Source organism: Romboutsia sp. 1001216sp1 (assembly GCF_039841805.1).
In the GTDB taxonomy this organism is placed as follows: domain Bacteria; phylum Bacillota; class Clostridia; order Peptostreptococcales; family Peptostreptococcaceae; genus Romboutsia_C; species Romboutsia_C hominis.
On the sequence record NZ_JBDPHA010000001.1, the window covers coordinates 253,973 to 273,855 of the forward strand.

General features: G+C 27.7%; 16 protein-coding genes and 1 riboswitch. Of the genes, 4 read left to right on the forward strand and 12 right to left on the reverse strand.

All coding sequences use genetic code 11. The features are described from left to right. The first annotated feature begins 96 nt into the window (after positions 1-96). Positions 97-348, forward strand: coding sequence for a DUF1294 domain-containing protein (locus tag ABHC41_RS01355; RefSeq protein WP_092926711.1), 252 nt, complete (start codon positions 97-99; stop codon positions 346-348). A gap of 46 nt (positions 349-394) precedes the next feature. On the opposite strand, the gene ABHC41_RS01360 is transcribed toward ABHC41_RS01355, so the two are convergent. Next, positions 395-1,342 (reverse strand): polysaccharide deacetylase family protein, encoded by a 948-nt coding sequence (locus ABHC41_RS01360; protein ID WP_092926713.1) that lies wholly within the window; start codon positions 1,340-1,342, stop codon positions 395-397. 328 nt (positions 1,343-1,670) lie between these two features. Between ABHC41_RS01360 and megL the strand changes: the two genes are divergently transcribed. Continuing rightward, positions 1,671-2,864, forward strand: a complete 1,194-nt coding sequence (gene megL / locus ABHC41_RS01365; RefSeq protein ID WP_166505063.1) for a methionine gamma-lyase — start codon at positions 1,671-1,673, stop codon at positions 2,862-2,864. A gap of 62 nt (positions 2,865-2,926) precedes the next feature. On the opposite strand, the gene ABHC41_RS01370 is transcribed toward megL, so the two are convergent. Beyond that, the gene (locus tag ABHC41_RS01370; protein WP_166505062.1) at positions 2,927-3,841 is read right to left on the reverse strand and encodes a DNA-processing protein DprA; all 915 of its coding nucleotides are present in this window, start codon (positions 3,839-3,841) and stop codon (positions 2,927-2,929) included. A gap of 283 nt (positions 3,842-4,124) precedes the next feature. Here ABHC41_RS01370 and nhaC point away from each other — a divergent pair, with 283 nt between their 5' ends. Continuing rightward, positions 4,125-5,531 (forward strand): Na+/H+ antiporter NhaC, encoded by a 1,407-nt coding sequence (gene nhaC / locus ABHC41_RS01375; protein ID WP_092926719.1) that lies wholly within the window; start codon positions 4,125-4,127, stop codon positions 5,529-5,531. A 35-nt stretch (positions 5,532-5,566) separates the two neighbouring features. On the opposite strand, the gene ABHC41_RS01380 is transcribed toward nhaC, so the two are convergent. The 6 genes from ABHC41_RS01380 to thiD all read right to left on the reverse strand — a co-directional run bounded on the left by ABHC41_RS01380 (position 5,567) and on the right by thiD (position 10,903). Then, positions 5,567-7,222: a PAS domain-containing sensor histidine kinase gene (locus ABHC41_RS01380; RefSeq protein WP_271891998.1), complete on the reverse strand. Its 1,656-nt coding sequence runs from the start codon at positions 7,220-7,222 to the stop codon at positions 5,567-5,569. A 134-nt stretch (positions 7,223-7,356) separates the two neighbouring features. Continuing rightward, positions 7,357-7,971 carry a thiamine phosphate synthase gene (gene thiE, locus ABHC41_RS01385; protein ID WP_092926723.1) on the reverse strand — a complete coding sequence of 205 codons (615 nt, stop codon included), beginning with the start codon at positions 7,969-7,971 and terminating at the stop codon, positions 7,357-7,359. 29 nt (positions 7,972-8,000) lie between these two features. After that, positions 8,001-8,624, reverse strand: a complete 624-nt coding sequence (gene thiT, locus ABHC41_RS01390) for an energy-coupled thiamine transporter ThiT (protein ID WP_330677981.1) — start codon at positions 8,622-8,624, stop codon at positions 8,001-8,003. Further along, entirely contained in the window at positions 8,612-9,295 is a 684-nt protein-coding gene (gene tenA / locus ABHC41_RS01395; RefSeq protein WP_166505059.1) for a thiaminase II, read from the reverse strand. The genes thiT and tenA overlap by 13 nt, the downstream gene beginning before the upstream one ends. After that, positions 9,295-10,080, reverse strand: a complete 786-nt coding sequence (thiM, locus tag ABHC41_RS01400) for a hydroxyethylthiazole kinase (RefSeq protein WP_195236924.1) — start codon at positions 10,078-10,080, stop codon at positions 9,295-9,297. The genes tenA and thiM overlap by 1 nt, the downstream gene beginning before the upstream one ends. A 16-nt stretch (positions 10,081-10,096) precedes the next feature. Next, positions 10,097-10,903, reverse strand: coding sequence for a bifunctional hydroxymethylpyrimidine kinase/phosphomethylpyrimidine kinase (gene thiD / locus ABHC41_RS01405; protein ID WP_092926731.1), 807 nt, complete (start codon positions 10,901-10,903; stop codon positions 10,097-10,099). Between the two features lie 150 nt (positions 10,904-11,053). Next, positions 11,054-11,150, reverse strand: a riboswitch (TPP riboswitch). Between the two features lie 358 nt (positions 11,151-11,508). Between thiD and ABHC41_RS01410 the strand changes: the two genes are divergently transcribed. Next, a complete protein-coding gene (locus tag ABHC41_RS01410) occupies positions 11,509-12,621 on the forward strand; it encodes a DEAD/DEAH box helicase (RefSeq protein WP_271891999.1) in 1,113 nt (370 codons plus the stop codon). A gap of 302 nt (positions 12,622-12,923) precedes the next feature. Here ABHC41_RS01410 and ABHC41_RS01415 read toward each other — a convergent pair whose 3' ends face one another. The 4 genes from ABHC41_RS01415 to ABHC41_RS01430 form a co-directional block, all read right to left on the reverse strand. Further along, entirely contained in the window at positions 12,924-15,074 is a 2,151-nt protein-coding gene (locus ABHC41_RS01415; protein WP_195580920.1) for a YhgE/Pip domain-containing protein, read from the reverse strand. A 16-nt stretch (positions 15,075-15,090) separates the two neighbouring features. Then, positions 15,091-17,241, reverse strand: coding sequence for a YhgE/Pip domain-containing protein (locus ABHC41_RS01420; protein ID WP_166505055.1), 2,151 nt, complete (start codon positions 17,239-17,241; stop codon positions 15,091-15,093). Positions 17,242-17,412: 171 nt separating this feature from the next. After that, positions 17,413-18,507, reverse strand: coding sequence for an ornithine racemase Orr (gene orr / locus ABHC41_RS01425; RefSeq protein WP_195236921.1), 1,095 nt, complete (start codon positions 18,505-18,507; stop codon positions 17,413-17,415). Beyond that, on the reverse strand, positions 18,492-19,883 hold the full coding sequence (locus tag ABHC41_RS01430; RefSeq protein WP_166505053.1) for a GlmL-related ornithine degradation protein: 1,392 nt from the start codon (positions 19,881-19,883) through the stop codon (positions 18,492-18,494). Before ABHC41_RS01430 ends, orr begins: the two co-directional genes overlap by 16 nt.

A 19,883-nucleotide genomic window follows, 5' to 3' on the forward strand; every position in this document is an offset into this window, starting at 1 on the left:
TAATATTATACTAATGTATAATATATTTTTATAGTATATAAGTTATTATATTCATTTACGATTATTAATATTTTAATTAAAAAGAAAGGATTATATATGGAAAATTTATTTTTATTTTATATGTTAATTATAAATATAGCTTCTTTTTATTCAATGTATATAGATAAGAAAAAGGCCATAAATCATGAATATAGAATAAGCGAAAATACTCTTATGATGCTATCATTAGTAGGTGGCAGTTTAGGTATATTAATTGGAATGTATAGATTCCACCATAAAACGCAAAAAAACAAGTTTAAAATAGGAGTTCCAATAATTTTAATTATTCAGATGCTAATTTTAACATAATAAAAAAGCCTACAAGGTAATAAATACCTGTAGGCTTTTTATAAAATTAAGATAATGTTTTAAATTCATATCCATTTGATTTGAAATATTCTATTATTTGAGGTAATGCTTTTGCAGTAGCTTCTTTTCCATATGTATCATGCATTAATACAACTACCATTTCTTTACCTTGTGCTGTCTTTTTAGCATATTCTACTAATTGAGCTGGAGTTTTTCTTCCACCTTCTGCATCTCCACTTAAAGCATTCCAGTCTATAGATGCCATTTTATTTTCGTTTAAATACTGATCTAATGGTTCCATACCTTTCCATGACATATGTCCACCTGGACATCTTATAACTCTTGTTGAGAAGTTTGGACCTAAAGTATCCTTTAATATCTTATCAGTTTTTGCAAAGTCACCTTTAAAATTATCTAAATTTAAAACTCTATTAGGATAAAGTATTTTATAATCATGGCTATAAGAGTGATTAGCTATTGCATGACCCTTATCAAATTCTTCTTTTATAAGTTCTTTAGCTTTTGATCCACCACGTTCAATATTTTCTCCTGTCAAGAAAAATGTTGCTTTAACTCCGTACTCATCTAATATTTTTAATATTTGTGGAGTAACTGTTGTTGATGTTCCATCATCAAAAGTTAAAAATACTACTTTTTCTCCATTGTTGCTATAATCGTATTTCTTTAATTTGTCAGCCACTTTTAATGCATCATAAGTATATTTTTTACCTTCATGATTAACTCCGACCATTCTCTTTTTAGCTTCTTCTTCTTCTTTACGCTTCTTCTCAGCTGCTAATCTTTCTGCCTCAGCCTTTTTTTGCATTTCAATTTTTTCTTGCTTTTGTTCAGCTATAAATGATGCTGTCGCTCCGACTAACTTATAGCCTCCAAATATTATGACTATTGATGCTACTGAAACTAATGCTACTTTTTTAACATCAACGCGACCTTTTTTCTTAGAACCAAAGTTTATATTGTTCTTTTTCGGCATAAAAAATTCCCCCGTTCTGTCTTTTATTGTCTATAATTGTTCTACATTTAATTATATAGCACTTATTTGTAAAAAACCACATGATAAAATTTACAATTTTGTATCCAACTATTTTATACTAATGGTTTTTAATTTATCAAATAATGGTATCAAATTTCTTTAATTTTCATTATATCTAAATATTTTAAATTATAGAAATCTTACTATTTTATTCCATATTGTTTACAAAAATTTTTTTTAGTGTTATATTGATGTTGAAAACTTAACAAAACGTTTTCAAGAAAATTGTAAGACACTACTATTTAATCAAATTTAGGAGGGAATTACTATGGAAAACTTAAGAGGGAAAAAATTTGCTACAAAAGCTATTCACGGAGGACATCATAAAGATCCAGTATCTGGTGCTTTAACTACACCAATATTCCAAACATCAACTTTTGTATTTGATAGTGCTGAACAAGGTGGTAGAAGATTTGCTCTTGAAGAAGGTGGATACATATATTCTAGATTAGGAAATCCTACAAATTCTCAATTAGAAGAGAAAATGGCTTTACTTGAAAATGGAGAAGCTTGTATGTCAACAGCTTCTGGAATAGGTGCTATAAGTTCTGCTCTTTGGACTGCTTTAAAAGCAGGAGATCATGTTGTTGCTTCAAAAACATTATACGGTTGTACATTTGCATTACTAAATCATGGTATAAGTAGATATGGTGTAGATGTAACTTTCGTAGATGCATCTAATATAGACGAAGTTAAATCTGCTATGAGAGAAAATACTAGAGTTGTTTATTTAGAAACTCCAGCAAATCCAGATTTAAAGATAATGGATATTGAAACTATATCTAATATTGCACATGAAGTTAAAAATTGTATAGTCATAGTAGATAATACATTCTGTACTCCATACATACAAAGACCTCTAGAATTAGGTGCAGATGTAGTTGTTCATTCAGCTACTAAATACTTAAACGGTCACGGAGATGTTATAGCTGGTTTTGTAGTTGGTAAACAAGACTTTATAAATCAAGTAAGATTATTTGGAGTTAAAGATATGACTGGTGCTGTTTTAAGCCCATTCGATGCTTATTTAATACTTAGAGGTATGAAAACTTTACAAATTAGAATGGATAGACATACTCAAAATGCTATGAAAGTTGCAGAATTTTTAGAAACTCATGAAAATGTTATAAAAGTAAATTATCCAGGACTTAAAAGCTTCCCTCAATATGAACTAGCTAAAAAACAAATGGATATGCCTGGTGGTATGATAGCCTTTGAAGTTAAGGGTGGATTAGAAGCAGGTAAGAAATTATTAAATTCTTTAGAATTATGCACTCTTGCTGTTAGTTTAGGGGACTGTGAAACATTAATTCAACATCCAGCTTCAATGACTCATTCTCCATATACTCCAGAAGAAAGAGCTGCAGCAGGAATTTCAGATGGATTAATTAGAATATCTGTTGGGTTAGAAGATTGTGATGATATAATAGCAGATTTAAAACAAGGTCTTGATAGACTATAGTAATTTTTCTTTAATATAACTAGAGAGGTAAACGCCCTCTCTAGTTTTTATTTAGATAACTTTTATAATTTAAATACTAGTTGCTTACCATTATCTATATAATTTTTATTACCATTTTCTATTTTTTCTTTAAGCTTATTTATATCACATTCATCATTTATAACTATACAATTTTTATTATCTATAATCTCTACATTTCGCTTAATATTTATACAAGATAAAATCCTATTTTGATTTATGCAAAAATTAATGGTATGATTTGTACCAGAATTTTCATTTGTCTCACATACTATTAAAGCATTGCTTAATCCACTTTGAAGTCTATTCCTTCTTATAAAATTGCTTTTATGTATATTACTTCCTAATGGATATTCGCTTACTAAGCACCCTTTATTATCTACTATATCATTTGCTAACTTTACATTACTTTTAGGATATATATTATCTAAAGGACATGGTAAAACCGCTACTGTACTTCCAAATGCATCTAAGCAACCTTTATGTGCTTGTTCATCACAACCTTTAGCTAGTCCACTTATAATACTATATCCATCTTTCCCTAGTAAATAGGCCATATTGTAAGATGACTTTAGCCCTTTTACACTAGCTTTTCTACTTCCTATTATAGCTATTGATTTATTATTTGTCATAGCACTATAATTTCCTTTATAAAAAAGTAATAATGGTCTATCATTTATGTGTCTTAACTTTTCAGGATAGCTACTTTCTAGTATGCTTACAATTTTTATATTTTGTTTTATACAAGATTCTTTAATTTTATATGTTTTATTAATAGCTATTTTTATATCATCTAACGTATATATTCGTTTTGTTTTACCTTTCAAATTTGCCTCTTCCAGTAAATGTAAAATCTCTTTTTCATTATGTTTTGTACTTTTGCTAATATGTAGTATGTATTCTATTGTTTTATTTCCTATGTATTTTAAATTAAGCAGCGTAAGAATTAAATCATTCATATCTTTCTCCTGATTTATCGTTTTAATTAGTTTAACCAATCTAAATAGTAATTTTTGCTTTTCAGCAAATTTTTTTGCATAGTTGCTTATTTTTTTGCAATAACGCGTTTTATATTTTTATAATTTTTTTAATTTTTAGATAATTTTCTAATTAATTACATATATAATACTTTTTTATTTATTATCATATACATCTGGCATATTATTTGCTTTATTTAATTGTAATCATATTTTTATTTACTTCTAGTGAAAATTATAAATTTCTAAGGGGGACTTTTATTTTATGAGTAAAAGAGAAAAAAAGCAAGCTACCTTAGTTGATGCATTAATACCAATTGTATGTTTAGCTTTATTTCTAGGTATATCTATATTTAAATACGGAGCTTCTCCTCATGTTCCTTTAATCGGTGGAGCTATAGTCGCTGGCTTAGTAGCTGTTTACAGACTTGGATTTGAGTGGAGCGAATTAGAGGAAAGCATGTTTTCTTCTATAAAAATGGCCATGCAGGCTATTCTTATCATAATGATAATAGGTGTGCTTATTGGAACTTGGATAATTAGTGGTGTTGTTCCATCTATGATTTATTGGGGATTAAAAATCTTATCTCCAGGAATATTCTTAGCAGCTACTACTATTATCTGTGGTATAGTTTCTTTAGCTACTGGTTCATCATGGAGTACTATGGGAACTGTTGGAGTTGCTCTTTTAGGTATTGGGCAAGGTCTTCAAATTCCAGCACCTATAGTTGCAGGAGCAATAATATCAGGTGCTTATTTTGGAGATAAACTTTCTCCTCTATCAGATACAACAAACTTAGCTCCTGCTATGGCTGGTGCTACTTTATTTGAACATATAAATTATATGCTTTATTCAACTATACCTTCTCTTTTAATATGCCTTGTACTTTACAGTATAATAGGTATGAGATATGGAGGACAAGAATTAGACATGTCTAATATTAATTTAATAAGAGATACTTTGGCTAGTTCATTTAATACTCTATCACCTATATTATTTATACCTCCAATAGTGGTTATTGGTCTGGTAATATTTAAAGTTCCTGCTATACCTGGGCTTATATTTGGTGCTATTTTAGGATTTGTATTTGCTATAGTATTTCAAGGTGCATCAGTTGGAGATATAATAAGTGCAGCTCATACTGGTTTTGTTTCTAATACTGGTGTTGCAGAAGTTGATGAATTATTATCTAAAGGCGGATTAATGAATATGATGAGTACTGTTTCTTTAACAATATCTGCTCTAGCTTTAGGTGGAATACTTGAAAAAACTGGTATGTTAGAGGCTTTAGCTTCAGCTTTACTTAAATTTGCAAAAGGTACATTTGGAGTTGTTTTTTCAACTATGGTTACATGTGTAATGACTAATACAGTAGCTGGTGAACAGTATTTATCTATAGTTATACCTGGAAGAATGTTTAAAGATGAATACGCAAAAAGAGGTCTTCATCCTAAAATGCTATCAAGAGCGCTTGAAGATAGTGGGACTATGAGTTCTGCCTTAGTTCCTTGGAATACATGTGGAGCTTACATCTATGGTACATTAGGAGTTAGTACTTTTGCCTATCTTCCATATGCATTCTTAAACTTAATAAATCCTATTGTTTCACTATTTTTGATAGCAATTAAATTTAAAATAGCTACAATCCCTAAAAAAGAAGTAAATAAATAAAATACTAAAAAATAAAAGCATCCATATGGATGCTTTTATCTATATATATCAGAAAATTCTATATTACACATTTCAATCTTACTATTTTCTGATATAAATTTCTTTATATTTGTTTTGCTTTTTACTAACTTGCTTGGTAAATAAAATTCAAACTTACTACCTTTTCCTACCTCACTTTTTACACTTATATCTCCGCCATGAAGATTTACTAAAGATTTAACTAGTGATAAACCTATTCCACTACCTTCATAACTACTTGCTATATTACTCTTTACCTGTGTAAATCTTTCAAATATACTTTGTAATTTATTACTATCTATACCTTCTCCATTATCACAAACAGATATATACACTCTATCTCCTTTGCTTTCTACATTCACATAAATACATCCATTAATACTTGTATGTTTAATAGAATTAGATAATAAATTTAAAAGTATTCTTTCTATTTTTTCTGGATCAAATGCAAGTATCATTTCCTCACAGTTTGTATCAAATACCAAATCAATTTGTTTATTTTTAGCATAAGGAGTTACAGATAAACTTATCTCTTCTACTACATTTACTATATTATAGTTTCCAAGCTCTAATTCATAATATCCTGCATCTATTTTTGTTATATCTATGATATTATTTACCAATCTTAGTATCCTATATAGGTTTTGCTTAAATAATTTAATATAATTTTCTAAATCTATCTTATCATTAAATTTTATATTTTCTTTTACTATATTAATATCTATTAACTGTATTATTCCAAGCATAATATTAAGCGGTGTCTTAAATTCATGGGATATATTTGCGAAAAATTCATTTTTCATTGACTCTAAATATATATTTTGCTCTAATTTTTGCCTAGCTTCTACATCTTCTTTTTCTTTATCTATATCTCTTACAGAAAATGCTATGATATCTCTTTCTTTTATATATTTTAAGTGCCATCTCACCCATTTATAGCTATTATCTTTACATATCATTTTATTTTCTATTACCTTTACATTTCCATCCTTTAAACTTAAGATATTTAAAAATTCTTCTTTATGATCATCATATATTTTATCTATTATACTAGTTGATGTTAATTCTTCTTCATTAAATCCTGTTATTTTATTACATTCTTTTGTAAAAAGTTTAATGTAAGCATTTCTATCTATAGCTCCTATTACATCTGCAGATATACTTAAGAATACCTCCAAATCCTTTTTTATAAATTCTACTTTTTTTATTTCATCTATAAAGTTAATTATAGTACCTTCTAAATCTATATTTTCTAAGATTTTATATATATCGCTGTCTTTTTTTATTTCATCTAAGATAGCACTCATATCATATATTAATTTCTCTGAATTTTTAAACTCCCTTTTTCTATTGTTATCTATATTAATTACCATATTATCTATATTATTGTCAGTTATATCTCTTACTAATATATATGTACCATTATCTTTCGTTTTAGTTATATTAGTGCTTAATTCAAATTCTCCATTTGATGTATTTAGTTTTATACCTATATCGAAGTAGTTTTTAAACTCTAATTTTTCTATTTTTACTTTACTACTTATATCTATGTTTAAGGAATTAATGTCTTTTTCATTTATATACTCTAATAACTTATTGTTACAAAATATTATATTAAAATCTTTATCTAATATAAATATACTATCACTCAAATTATTAAAAAACTCTTTCATTCTTATCTCCCCCAAATATAACCCTTAATAAGTATTCTACACTTTTAGGCAATTTCCTTGAATTGTATTACCTTTTTAGAATTTAATTTATAATAAAAAAGAAGATACTTTTAAAAGCATCTTCTTTTTTTATATTATATTACATCCATAAATTTTTTAGTTTGACCATATATATCATCATATTTTAATATCTCTGATACTATTGCATATCCATCTATATTTTCATTTTTTAAAGCAGATATATTAGATAGATTTATACCACCAATACATACTATTGGTATATCTATATTTTCTTTTATACTTCTTAATTCTTCTATACTCACATGTTTTGCATCCAATTTAGTAGTTGTAGTAAACATTGATCCTACACCTATATAATCTGCACCATCATTTTTTGCCTTAAGTGATAATTCTAAATTTTGAGTAGATACCCCAATTATCTTATCATTCCCTATTAAATGTCTAACTTCACTACATGGTATATCACTTTGTCCTATATGAACACCGTCTGCACCTACTAACATTGCTATATCTACTCTATCATTTATTATAAAAATTGCATTATATTTTTTTGTAAGTTCTCTTAATTTATAAGCTTTTTCTAAAAATTCTTTTCCTGATGCTTTTTTCTCTCTTAATTGAACTGTTTTTACACCTGCTTTTAATGCTTCTTCTATAGACTCATAAAAATCTCTACCTTTTAAAATATCTGAGTCTGTAACTAAATATAATTTTAATTTTTCTCTCATCTTTATCTCCTATATTAATTTTTTAGTATTTATTGGCTAATTGATATATTTAAAACCTTACTAAACCTCTTTATAGGTATAGATAATATTAATATGCTAGTTAATAATCCTTCTACACCTGCACTTGATATATTATATACACATGAATATACTATAGGATTCATTCCTTTAGGTGCATATTGTGCAAAATATAATACTCCTGATATTATATACATTAAAACACTAAGGCTAGTTGCTAATATGCATCCTGCAAATATATTAAGTTTTTTATCTCTTCCAAATATTCCTGCTAACCCTAGTACCATCATTGGAAGTATATAATCTAATAAAAACTGAGCTGGATGTATTATTGTTGGTCCACTTATTAACTTTATTAAAGCAAAAACTAAACCTGCAGTTATCCCAACTTCTTTACCGTAAAGTATAGCAAGTAGCATTGTAGGTAACATTGAAAATAAAGTTATTCCCCCGCCTTGAGGATATTTTATAAATTGAATCATAGAAAGTATATAAGACATTGCTGAAAACATACCGATTAGTACTATTTCTTTTGTGCTTAATTTTCTATTTTTCATATCTTTTAGATACAAGCAAAACCATCCTATACTAACGATTAATATAACTATTCCTAATATATTATTTAAACTAGACATAAGTCTCCCTCCTTAGTTTCTTTATAGGCCATATTCCAAAATTCTAATTCATGTAAACTTGATTTTATAAATATTTCTTTTAAGTTTTCTCTTTCTTCATTACTTATATCTCTACATAAATAGTTAACATAATCTAACCACTCCCTTAGATTCTCGTCAAATTTTCCTTCAGAGTACATATCTATCCATTCTTTGTAGTAATTTCCTTCTAATGTCTCTTTGTAATTATCTAGTAGATAGTGTCCTATATAATTATAGCTCCAGTTACAAGGCATTGTAGAGATTACAATTTCTCTTAAATTTCCTTTTAAGGCTATAGCTTGCATATAACTAGTATAATTATCTGTTGTTATTTCATATTTACATGTTTCTGCTATTTTTGGTGGTACTCCTAATTTGTTCATATAACTAACATGTACTGCTGTTTCATATTCTATCGATGCACTTATGGCTCTACTGAAAAAGTTCATTTCCTCTATAGTCTTTGACTTTATTAAGCACATTGCAAATACTTTACCAAATTCTTTAAGGTATAAATAATCTTGTACTAAATAATTTTTAAATTTCTCTTTAGGTAAAGTACCTTCTCCTAGTTCTTTTATAAATGGATGTTCTAAGTATTCTTGCCATATATTTTTAACTTCTTCAAATAAATAATCTGTAAATTTCATTATATAACCTCAACCTTTCCAAATTTATTTAGCTTTTCTTCATCTAGGTCATATATATTATTCATAAGCTCAACTTTGAAGTCTCCTATAGATATATTTTCTTTATCAGCTAGCTGTCCGCATAAACTCATCGTCATTATCCCCATAGAGATAGCCTCTAAAGTTTTATCACTACTCCCAAGATATGATCCCATTAAGCTAGCACACATACACCCTGTACCAGTTATATACTTTAACTTAGGTGTTCCATTATATATTTTAATTATTCTATTTCCATCAGTTACACTATCTACTTTTCCAGTTGCACAAACTACACATTCTAATTTGTTAGCAATCTTTTTTATAGCTTCATCAATATTTTTGTCATCATCAAAAGAGTCAACACCCTTGCCTTTAACATCAAATCCACCTATATATTTAATCTCAGCTACATTTCCTTTTATTGCAGTAAATCTTACTTCATTTAATAATCTTTTTACAAAATTTGCCCTAGTTTTTGTAGCAAATACTCCTACTGGGTCAAGTACAACAGGTTTATTGTACTTATTGGCCATTTTACCTGCTTGTAAAAATAATTCTAAGTTAGAAGATTTCATAGTACCTATATTTATAACCACTGCACTTGCTACCTGAACAATCTCTTCTACTTCTTCATATGAAAAACTCATTAAAGGACTCGCTCCTAGTGCCAATGTTATATTAGCACAATCATTTATAGTTACTTCATTAGTATAATGAAGTACTAATGGATTAATTTCTTTAACTTTATTTATTAAACTATACATATTCTCTACCCCAATACTATATTTTCTTATTTTCTATTTCATAGAAATGATGAACAGGTCCTACTCCACTTCCTATATCAAAACTATATCTTATTGCGTTTGTTATATACTCCTTACTTCTTTTTACGCTTTCACATATATCATATCCTAATGCTAAGTGTGCAGCTATTGCTGAAGATAGTGTACATCCTGTTCCATGCGTATTTTTTCTATATAGCCTTTCACTCTTATATACTTTAAATATATCTTTGCCTATAAGTATATCTACAGCATCACCGTCTAAGTGTCCCCCCTTCATAAGTACAAACTTCGGACCTAATTCTAATATTTTTTGACCTGCTAATTTCATATCCTCAACATTGTCTATTTTAATACCTGTTATTTCTTCTGCTTCTGGTGTATTTGGTGTTATTATGTAGGCCATTGGTATAAGATACTCTATCATACTTTGCTTAGCTTCTGGCTTAAGTAGTGAATATCCACTCTTTGATATCATTACCGGATCAATAACTAGATTTTCTGGTTTGTATTTATCTAGAGTTTTTGCTATTTCTTTTATTATTTCTTCACTAGATACCATACCTATTTTTAAAGATTTTGGACGTATATCATCAAATACAACTTCTATTTGTTTTTTAATTATCTCTTTGCTTAAATCTTCTACCATAAATACACCTTTAGTATTTTGGGCTGTTATAGCTGTTATAACACTCATCCCATAAGTTCCTATTGCACTAAATGTTTTTAAATCAGCTTGTACACCTGCTCCACCAGACGAGTCTGAACCTGCTATTGTCAGTGTAGGTATTTTGTAGTTTTTCATATGGTCTTCTCCCTTTTATTTATTAAATATTTAATTTGCTAAAGCTTGTTATCTCCTCAATTAACTTCAATATCATATATTTTTGCAATTAAAAAGCTATACCCCAACATTGGAATATAGCCTTAATTTCTAATTTAATATATAATATAATAATATATTATCAAGCTTTCCTACGCTGGTATTATCCAGATCAGGTACAAGGGTTAACGTTTCGTCTCTCAGCCTTTCGGCACCCCTAGCAAATATTTTATTTTATACTTATAGTATATTTCTATAATCTAAATAAATCAACTTTAATTATAATTTATAAAATCTTCTGTATATTTATAAATACTAACATTTACTTAATACCCATTAATATATAAAACTAACATTAATATTTTATATTAATAAATAATATTATTAGTATTAATTATAACTATATGATATTATTTATTAATACGGAAAATATAAATAAAAAGTTTACTTCGTTTAAGCGACATTCAGGATAACTATTTCTATGTTGCAACGATATAACGTTCACTAATGCTTTAAGCAACGTGTTGGCAAACTATTTCGGTCAAATCCGTTGCTCAAATTATAAAGATATTAAGAGGTAATATATAATGAATTTTGAAGAACTTGGAATTAGTAAAGATTTAGTAAATGTACTAAAAAATAGGGGAATTAACTCTCCTACACCTATACAAAAAGAAAGTATTGGATTTATAAAGTCTGGAAAAGATGTTATAGCAGAAGCTCAAACTGGTACGGGAAAAACTCTAGCATTTTTACTTCCTATATTTGAAAATATTAATCCAAATGCTAATTATGTTCAAGCACTTATATTGTCACCAACAAGAGAGTTAGCTATTCAAATAACTGAACAAGCCATTGAACTTTCAAAAGGTAAGAATATAAATGTATTATCAGCTTATGGTGGAAAAGATATAGCAGGTCAATTAAAAAAGTTAAAGGGAAATATACACCTTATAGTAGCTACACCAGGAAGACTTTTAGATCACTTAGATAGAAAAACTGTAAATCTTAGTAAGTTAAAAACTTTTGTACTAGATGAAGCTGACCAAATGTTATTTATGGGATTTAAAAATGAAGTTGAAGCTATATTAAAGGAAGTTCCTAAAAAGCGTCAAACATTGTGTTTCTCCGCTACTATGAACTCACAAGTTAAAAAATTAGCTTATAGATATATGACTGATCCTGTTGTTGTATCTATAGAAAAAGAAGAAATAACACTTGAAAATATAAATCAAGAAGTTGTAGAAACTACAGATAGAAGAAAACAAGATGCACTATGTTCTGTACTTGATAAAGATAATCCTTTTTTAGCTATAATCTTCTGTAGAACCAAAAGAAGAGCAGATGCTTTAGATGAATCACTTTGTCAAAGAGGGTATAATTGTGCTAAACTTCACAGCGACATCCCTCAATCAAAACGTGAAAGAATTATGAAATCTTTTAGAAATGCAGATATACAATATCTTATAGCTACTGATGTTGCATCTAGAGGTATTGATGTTACTGGTGTTACTCATGTATATAACTATGATATACCAGAAACTTCAGAAGACTACATACATCGTATTGGTAGAACTGGTAGAGCTGGTGAAAAAGGTTATACTTGTCTATTTGTTGCCCCAAAAGATGAAAGATATTTAGAGCAAATTGAAAATGCTATTCAATATACTATCCCAAGAAGAGAAATAGATAATAACTAATAGTAATGTTAATAAAAATACCTAAAGGAATTATTCCTTTAGGTATTTTTATTTTCTATATCAATATTCTCTAATTCTTCTTTAGTCAATATCCTCTTTCTAGATATAAGCATATTGCACTCCATGCAATAATAATTAATAGTACCTCATCCATCTAGTACATCTAATTTAGATTTACAGTATGGGCAATAATAATCCTTGTTCATATTGTCACTTCCTTAATGTTTATTATGATTATTATTTTACTAGTCATGGAAATGCTATTCAATATTTATTTGTTAAATAATTACCATTATTTATAACTATAAACCAGACTCCTTAAACTTATCATTCATAAATTCAGTTATATTATGGAAAGTTTTCTTAAATATGACTAATGATATAAATATTACAAAGAATATTGCTAACATAGATAAATCATAATATACAGCACTCATGCTAGGTCCTGCTATAGCTTCTCTAAATCCATCTATAGCATAAGTAAATGGCCAATATGGTTGTAATATTTCAAATATCTTAGGGTTAGTTTGTATAGGATATATCCCTCCAGAACCTGCTATTTGGAAGACCATAATAACTATAGCTATAGCTTTACCTAAGTTCCCAAATAAAGAAACTAATGTAAATATAATTGTAGTAAATAGTATAGAAGATACTATAGTAAATAAATACATTAAAGGTATACTAACAGGCTTATCAAATATAAATATATTGCCTGTTGCAATTATTAAAGACTGTATTAATGATACTGTCATAAATGTAAGCATTTTACCAAAATGTTTTTGAACTAAATTAGTCTTTTCTCCCGCTAATTCTTCACACTCTGTTGTAAGTAGTGATGTAGATAAAAGTGCCCCTACCCATATTGCAAGTACTGAGTAAAATGGCATTAAAGCGACTCCAAATATACCTGCCTTATATAACTCTTCTGTCTTAACATTAACAGGTGATGATATAAAAGATGCTATCTCTTTTGAATTTTTATCTAATATTGAAATTAACTTGTCTAAATTTTTATCTGTTAATATCTTAGTTTTCTCTACTAACTTATCTAAGTCATCTTCAAACTTATTAAGTTCTTTTGATATATTACCTGCTTGTTTTACAAAAACATCACTACTTGATATTCCATAAGTAGAAAGTGCATCTATTTGAGGTATTATAACATTTATACTTTCTAATATGTTGTTTATATCAGAAGAGCTAGAAATCATAGCATCTCCTACACTATCTAAAACATTAGATACATCAGAAGTAAATATAGTATTTGTTAAATTTAACTTATTGTTAAATGAATTTTCTAATCCTGATAAAGAATTAAGTTGTTCATCTATTTGTTCTTTAGTTCCACCACTTTCAATTACTGATTTTAACTCACTTAATTTATCTTTTTCTGAAGAAAGTATAGTTTTTAAAGTATTAAGTGAATCTATTATATTTTGTGTCTTAGAACTTTCATGTTTGCTATTTATATTTTCAAGATCACTTATAACTTTATCTATCGTATTTTCCATAGTTGATATCAATTTTAATACCGACTCTATCGTATTTTCTACATTTTCAATTGAAGAACCATCATTTATATTTTTTAAATTATCAATTTCATTTTGTAATTTAGTATTTATATTATTTATAGTATTCATATTATTATTCATATTTTCTGATGCATTATTCACACTATCCTTTGTAGCTAATACTAAATTTTTGCTATTTTTTACTACATCTTGAAGACTATTTATTTCTTTTTTTATCTGAGGAAGATTTCCCTTTGTATTATTTAAATACTTTTTAAGTGTATTTGCATGAGAATTTGCTTCTTTTACATAATTATTTATTTTCTCTAAATTATTATATGTACTATCTAAAGCATTTTTTAATTCTATTATCTGCGGTTTATTGTCTTCTAACTTAACTCCTAATGTTGATAAAAATGAAAAAGCTTCTTTATTTAAAGTATCAACAAAATTAGCTTTTATTTCTTCTACTAACTTATTTTTAGCAACATCTGTTATTTTAGTAGCTATTGCATTAACTTTTTCATTAGCCTTATATATAATATTTGGCTTTTGAGGGTCTTTCGTTGTAAGTGTTGACAAATCTTTAGAAAAATCAGGTGGTATTTCAATTAATGCATAAAATTTTCCTTCATTTAACTGATAATTTCCTTGCCACTCATCTACAAACTGCCACCCTATGTCTTTATTCTTTTTAAGCTCTTTAACTATTTCATCACCTACATTTATAAACTTTCCATCAACGGAAGTTCCCTCATCTTGATTTACTATAGCTACTGGAATATTTCCCGTGTTTGAATAAGGATTCCAGCAAGCCTCTATATTAACCCACGCATATAACGATGGTATCAAACAAAGCCCTCCGATTATTATAAAGGCTGACTTAATAGTTAATATATTTTTTAAATCTCTTAAATAAATTTCAAAAATCTTTTTCATATGTTCACCTCTATAATTATTCTGATAAACCAGATTCTTTAAATTCTTTTTCAAATTTTCTAACTGATTTATTAAGCTTTTCTTTAAGTAAATATCCTATAAGTATAGTTACTACTCCAAACACTATAAGTATAGACACATTAAACATAACTGTACTTAAAAGTGGACCTGCTATAGCTTCTCTTAAGTTGCTTAGTGTATATGTAAATGGGAAAAATGGTTGCATTATTCTAAATATTAAAGGGTCTACTTGTATAGGATAAGTTCCTCCAGATCCAGCAATTTGTATAACCATAAGCACTATACCTATTGCTTTTCCTATATTCCCAAATAGAGAAACCAATGTATATAAAATAATTGCAAATGCTGCTGATGAAAGTACTGTAGTAAATATAAATAGTCCTAGATTTTCAGTTTGAACGCCAAGTACAAATTTATCTCCAAGACCTACTATAAAACCTTGTATCATTGCTAAAAATACAAATGTAATCATTTTTCCAATGTATTTTTCTTTTATACTTAATTCTTTAAATTTATCCACTTCAGTTGTAAGAAGTGATGTAAGTACTAATCCTCCAACCCATAGTGAAAGTGTTGTATATATAGGTGCCATACCAGATCCATAATTTTCAATAGGATATATTGGTTCTGATTTTAAATTAAATGGATTAGATATATAATTTCCCATAAGTTGTGGCTTACTTTGAAGTATTGATATTATAGAATTTAAATCATTATCACTAACTTTTTTTAATTCTGTACTTAATATATGTATAGTATCTTTAAATTGATTTAATTTAGAGTCTAAATCCTTAGACATTTCTGCAGTTAAACTACTCCCTTTAGATACATACCCTAGCATATCATTTAAAGCTTGAACTAATCCCTTTGAGCTATCTACTAATGTAGCTGCATTTTTAGCTGCATTTACTAAACTATCCGCAGTATTGTTTAGTGCTGGTCTAACCTTAGAATCATAGGAATTTATTGCATTATTTACATTACTTGATAAATTACTTGCAGTTGAATTTATAGAGTTTAATGTATCTTTCATAGATTCTATTGATCCATTTAGTTGATTTTTAAGATTCCCTATGTTTTCTTGCTGTTTACTTAATTCATCTTTTATTATATTTAATTCATTAATTAATTTATTTATATTTTTATTAGATTTAACTTCATTAAATTCTTCTAAATATTTAATAATTGAATCTATTTGGTTTTTAGTACTATTAATTTGATTATTTATCTGCGATATCGCTGATGCAACATCTGCTTTTGAAATATTACCAGAATTATGACTAATACTATTTACTATATCCTTTGTCTGATTATTTTCATTATTAATCTGGTTTAAAGTTGATTTAATACCATTAAATGAGCTATTTAAATTATCTTTTATGTTTTCTATATTTTTACTTGTATTCATATTATTATTAGATACTGCATCTAGCCCACCTGTAACTTGTGGTAGTGTACTTTGTATACTTTTTAAATATGTAGCTAAGTTCTCAGAATTATTATTGACACTATCAAGTATAAAATTAATAATATCCATGTGTTCATCTAAACCTATCACAGCTTTTTTTAATTCTAATATTTTATCTTTACTATCTTCAATATCTTTTCCATATGTATTTAATGAAGAGAATAAAGTTTTATTTACAGTGGCTATAAAATTTGAATTAATCTCATTTACAAGTGTTTCCTCAGCAACCTCTGTTATTTTACCTGCTACTGGATTTGATTTAGTGTTTACTTTATAAATAATGGTTGGCTTTATAGGTTTTCCACTTGTAACACTAGTTAAGTCCTTTGAAAAATCGCTAGGTATTTCTATCATTGCATAATAGCTTCCATCTAATACACCCATATTACCCTTTTTAGAGTCAACGAATTTCCATCCAATGTCCTTATTTTTCTTAAGTTCACTTATGACATCGTCTCCAACATTTAATTTTTTGCCATCTAGAGTCGTTCCCTTATCATTATTTACTATAGCAATTGGAACTGTACTAGTATTTTCATAAGGGTTCCAACAAGCTTTTATATTTACCCATGCATATAACGATGGTATGAAGCATAATCCTATCACTATTATTAGAGCTATAGGATTTTTAATTAGATTCTTCATATCTGTTTTAAAAATTTTAATGGAATTTTTCATATTTACCTCCATTTTAGTTTGATTCCTAAACATACTTCATGTAGTATTATATCACTTTTCACGTTATAATTAAATTTTTTTAAAATCATAAATATACTTATTCTATAAACTTAAAAGCCATTTTTATATAAAATATTATAAAAAAAGCTATCTTTAAAGATAGCTTTTTACCTATACAAGTTGTATTTGAGTACTTAAGTTATATACTACTTTTTTTTCTACATAATTACTTGTGCAAGCTGTTAATATTCCACCATAGCTAGTAACTACAAACCCTAGTATATCTCCTATATTATATATACTTTCACTATTTGTTATATCTAGTATCATATGGTCAGAACTTGCACCTATTATCTGTATATTTTCATCAGTTGGAAATATTGATTCAATATCTATATCTTGCTTTCCTATGCCAACTATTGCTCTTTTCATTATACCCTTATCCTCATAATGAGGCACTTTTCCAAAGGCATCTTTACCTATTTCTCCTATTGGCATTGACGGTTTATCTTTTATTTCTATAATTTCACAATATAATTTAAAACTATCATGATATGTTTCTTCTATGAAGTTTCCATATGCAGTTTCTTTTCCAAGAAGTATGGCTTCTCCTAGTCTTAGATTTGTTATACCTTTTGGCAGTTTTCCTTCTTGAAGTAAATATATAGAACTTGAATTTCCACCAGATATAAATTCTAATTTTATATTATGTTTATCTTCTATATTTTTAGCTATTTTTACTAACCCTCCTAAATTTTCCTGTGATGGAAGTATAGCTCCATAGCAAGTTAAATTAGTGCCTATCCCTATAAGTTTTATATTTTTTAGGTTTAATACGTTATCTACTACATTATATAGCTCTTCTTCATTAAAATATCCTTCTCTTAAATCCCCTAAATCGACCATTAAAACTATATTATGAACTTTATTAATGTTTTTAGCTTCTTCATTTAATCTATATATAGTTTCTATTTCAGAATTAAAACTTATATCTGAGTATTTAACAACTTCTTTTGATTCACTTATCATTGGTATTCTAAGTAATATTTTAGGAAGTTTTAGACTTTGAAGTTTCTTTAAATTTTTAATTCTTGAGTCAGCTATATAATCTACATATTCGTTACTTATTTCTTCTACGACTTCAGGAATTGCACAATATGCTTTTGTTACTATAGCCATTTTTAAGTTCTCTTCATTTAATATACTTTTAAGCCTACATACATTGTGTTTAAGTTTAGTTATATTTATTTCTAATCTTGGATACACAAAGTTTCCTCCTTAAAATTTAAACTCTTTAACATAAGCTTAAGAGCTGCATCTTCGTATTTTTTAGATAATACTCCAAGAGATGCCATTATATAGTCATTATCTACTAATACCTTTACAGTTTCTTTTGGAAACAATAAGTCCTTATTTTTGTTGTTTTTAGGTATTTCTTTCATTATTTCAACTCTGTTAGGAAGCCTAGTTAAAGCACCACCAGTTCCTACAATATATCTAACTTCTGTTAAGTCCTTACCTTCAGCTATCCTACTTTTACCACTAGTAGAATATATACTCCTTATAATTCCTGAATGTCTTTTAGTGGCACGAAGAGCTGCTTCTTTAGTAAGTCTTTCTACTAAAATTATTTGTTCTTTAGTTTTCGGTATTGGTAAATAATTTTCTATAACTTCATCTAAGTTTATATCACTTAATTCTTCCTGTAGATTTTCTTTTCCTATGGTATTTACTATATTTCTCATATTAACGTAAACTCCTAAGTCACCTTCAACACTTCTTTTAGCTATTGGTTCTGGATTTACAAGTATTCTACTTATTCCATCATTTCCTTCTGTTACAGAATGTATATCAGTAGTTGCCCCTCCTACATCTATAACCATCAAATCTCCTATATTTTTTCTAAGTAGCTTTGATGCCTCCATAACAGCCCCTGGTGTTGGTGTTATGTGAGAATTGACTAATTCTTTTATATGTTCCATACCCGGCGCATTAGTTATATGTTCTTCAAATACATTTTGTATGACGCATCTAGTTGGTTCTATATTTAGATAATCAATTTTAGGATATACGTTGTCAACTATATATAGCTTATAGTTTGTATCTTCAAATATTAATTTTATTTCTTCTATATTTTCAATATTTCCAGCATATATAACAGGTATTCCTAGATTAAGTCCTGCTATTAATTCTGCATTATAAATTGCAGTATCTCGCTCTCCATAGTCTACCCCACCAGCTATAAGTATTATATTAGGACTTATCTCTTTTATTTCTTTTAAATCTGTTCTTCTTAGTTTTCCCGCTGTTACTTTATGTATAACAGCTCCCGCTCCAAGTGCTGCTTCTTTAGCAGCTTTAGCCGTCATATCATATACAAGTCCATGAACAGTCATTTTAAGACCGCCTGCTGCACTAGATGTAGCAAAAAAGTCATTATATTCTATACTGTCTACTCCTAACTTCTTAGCTAAATCATCTATTGCTCCATTTAGTCCATTTCTTACATCTCCACCTTCAAATACAGTTGTTGGTGCTTGACCTTGACCAATAAATTTTGGACTGTCTGTATGTATGCCGAAAAAGGCATTTACAACAGTTGTTGTAGAGCCTATTTCAGCAACTAATACATCTACTTTCAT

Excerpts from the sequence above, each read along its gene's own strand:
- ABHC41_RS01355 (WP_092926711.1), top strand. The coding sequence starts at position 97 with ATGGAAAATTTATTTTTATTTTATATGTTAATTATAAATATAGCTTCT.
- ABHC41_RS01360 (WP_092926713.1), bottom strand. The coding sequence starts at position 1,342 with ATGCCGAAAAAGAACAATATAAACTTTGGTTCTAAGAAAAAAGGTCGC.
- megL (WP_166505063.1), top strand. The coding sequence starts at position 1,671 with ATGGAAAACTTAAGAGGGAAAAAATTTGCTACAAAAGCTATTCACGGA.
- ABHC41_RS01370 (WP_166505062.1), bottom strand. The coding sequence starts at position 3,841 with ATGAATGATTTAATTCTTACGCTGCTTAATTTAAAATACATAGGAAAT.
- nhaC (WP_092926719.1), top strand. The coding sequence starts at position 4,125 with ATGAGTAAAAGAGAAAAAAAGCAAGCTACCTTAGTTGATGCATTAATA.
- ABHC41_RS01380 (WP_271891998.1), bottom strand. The coding sequence starts at position 7,222 with ATGAAAGAGTTTTTTAATAATTTGAGTGATAGTATATTTATATTAGAT.
- thiE (WP_092926723.1), bottom strand. The coding sequence starts at position 7,971 with ATGAGAGAAAAATTAAAATTATATTTAGTTACAGACTCAGATATTTTA.
- thiT (WP_330677981.1), bottom strand. The coding sequence starts at position 8,624 with ATGTCTAGTTTAAATAATATATTAGGAATAGTTATATTAATCGTTAGT.
- tenA (WP_166505059.1), bottom strand. The coding sequence starts at position 9,295 with ATGAAATTTACAGATTATTTATTTGAAGAAGTTAAAAATATATGGCAA.
- thiM (WP_195236924.1), bottom strand. The coding sequence starts at position 10,080 with ATGTATAGTTTAATAAATAAAGTTAAAGAAATTAATCCATTAGTACTT.
- thiD (WP_092926731.1), bottom strand. The coding sequence starts at position 10,903 with ATGAAAAACTACAAAATACCTACACTGACAATAGCAGGTTCAGACTCG.
- ABHC41_RS01410 (WP_271891999.1), top strand. The coding sequence starts at position 11,509 with ATGAATTTTGAAGAACTTGGAATTAGTAAAGATTTAGTAAATGTACTA.
- ABHC41_RS01415 (WP_195580920.1), bottom strand. The coding sequence starts at position 15,074 with ATGAAAAAGATTTTTGAAATTTATTTAAGAGATTTAAAAAATATATTA.
- ABHC41_RS01420 (WP_166505055.1), bottom strand. The coding sequence starts at position 17,241 with ATGAAAAATTCCATTAAAATTTTTAAAACAGATATGAAGAATCTAATT.
- ABHC41_RS01430 (WP_166505053.1), bottom strand. The coding sequence starts at position 19,883 with ATGAAAGTAGATGTATTAGTTGCTGAAATAGGCTCTACAACAACTGTT.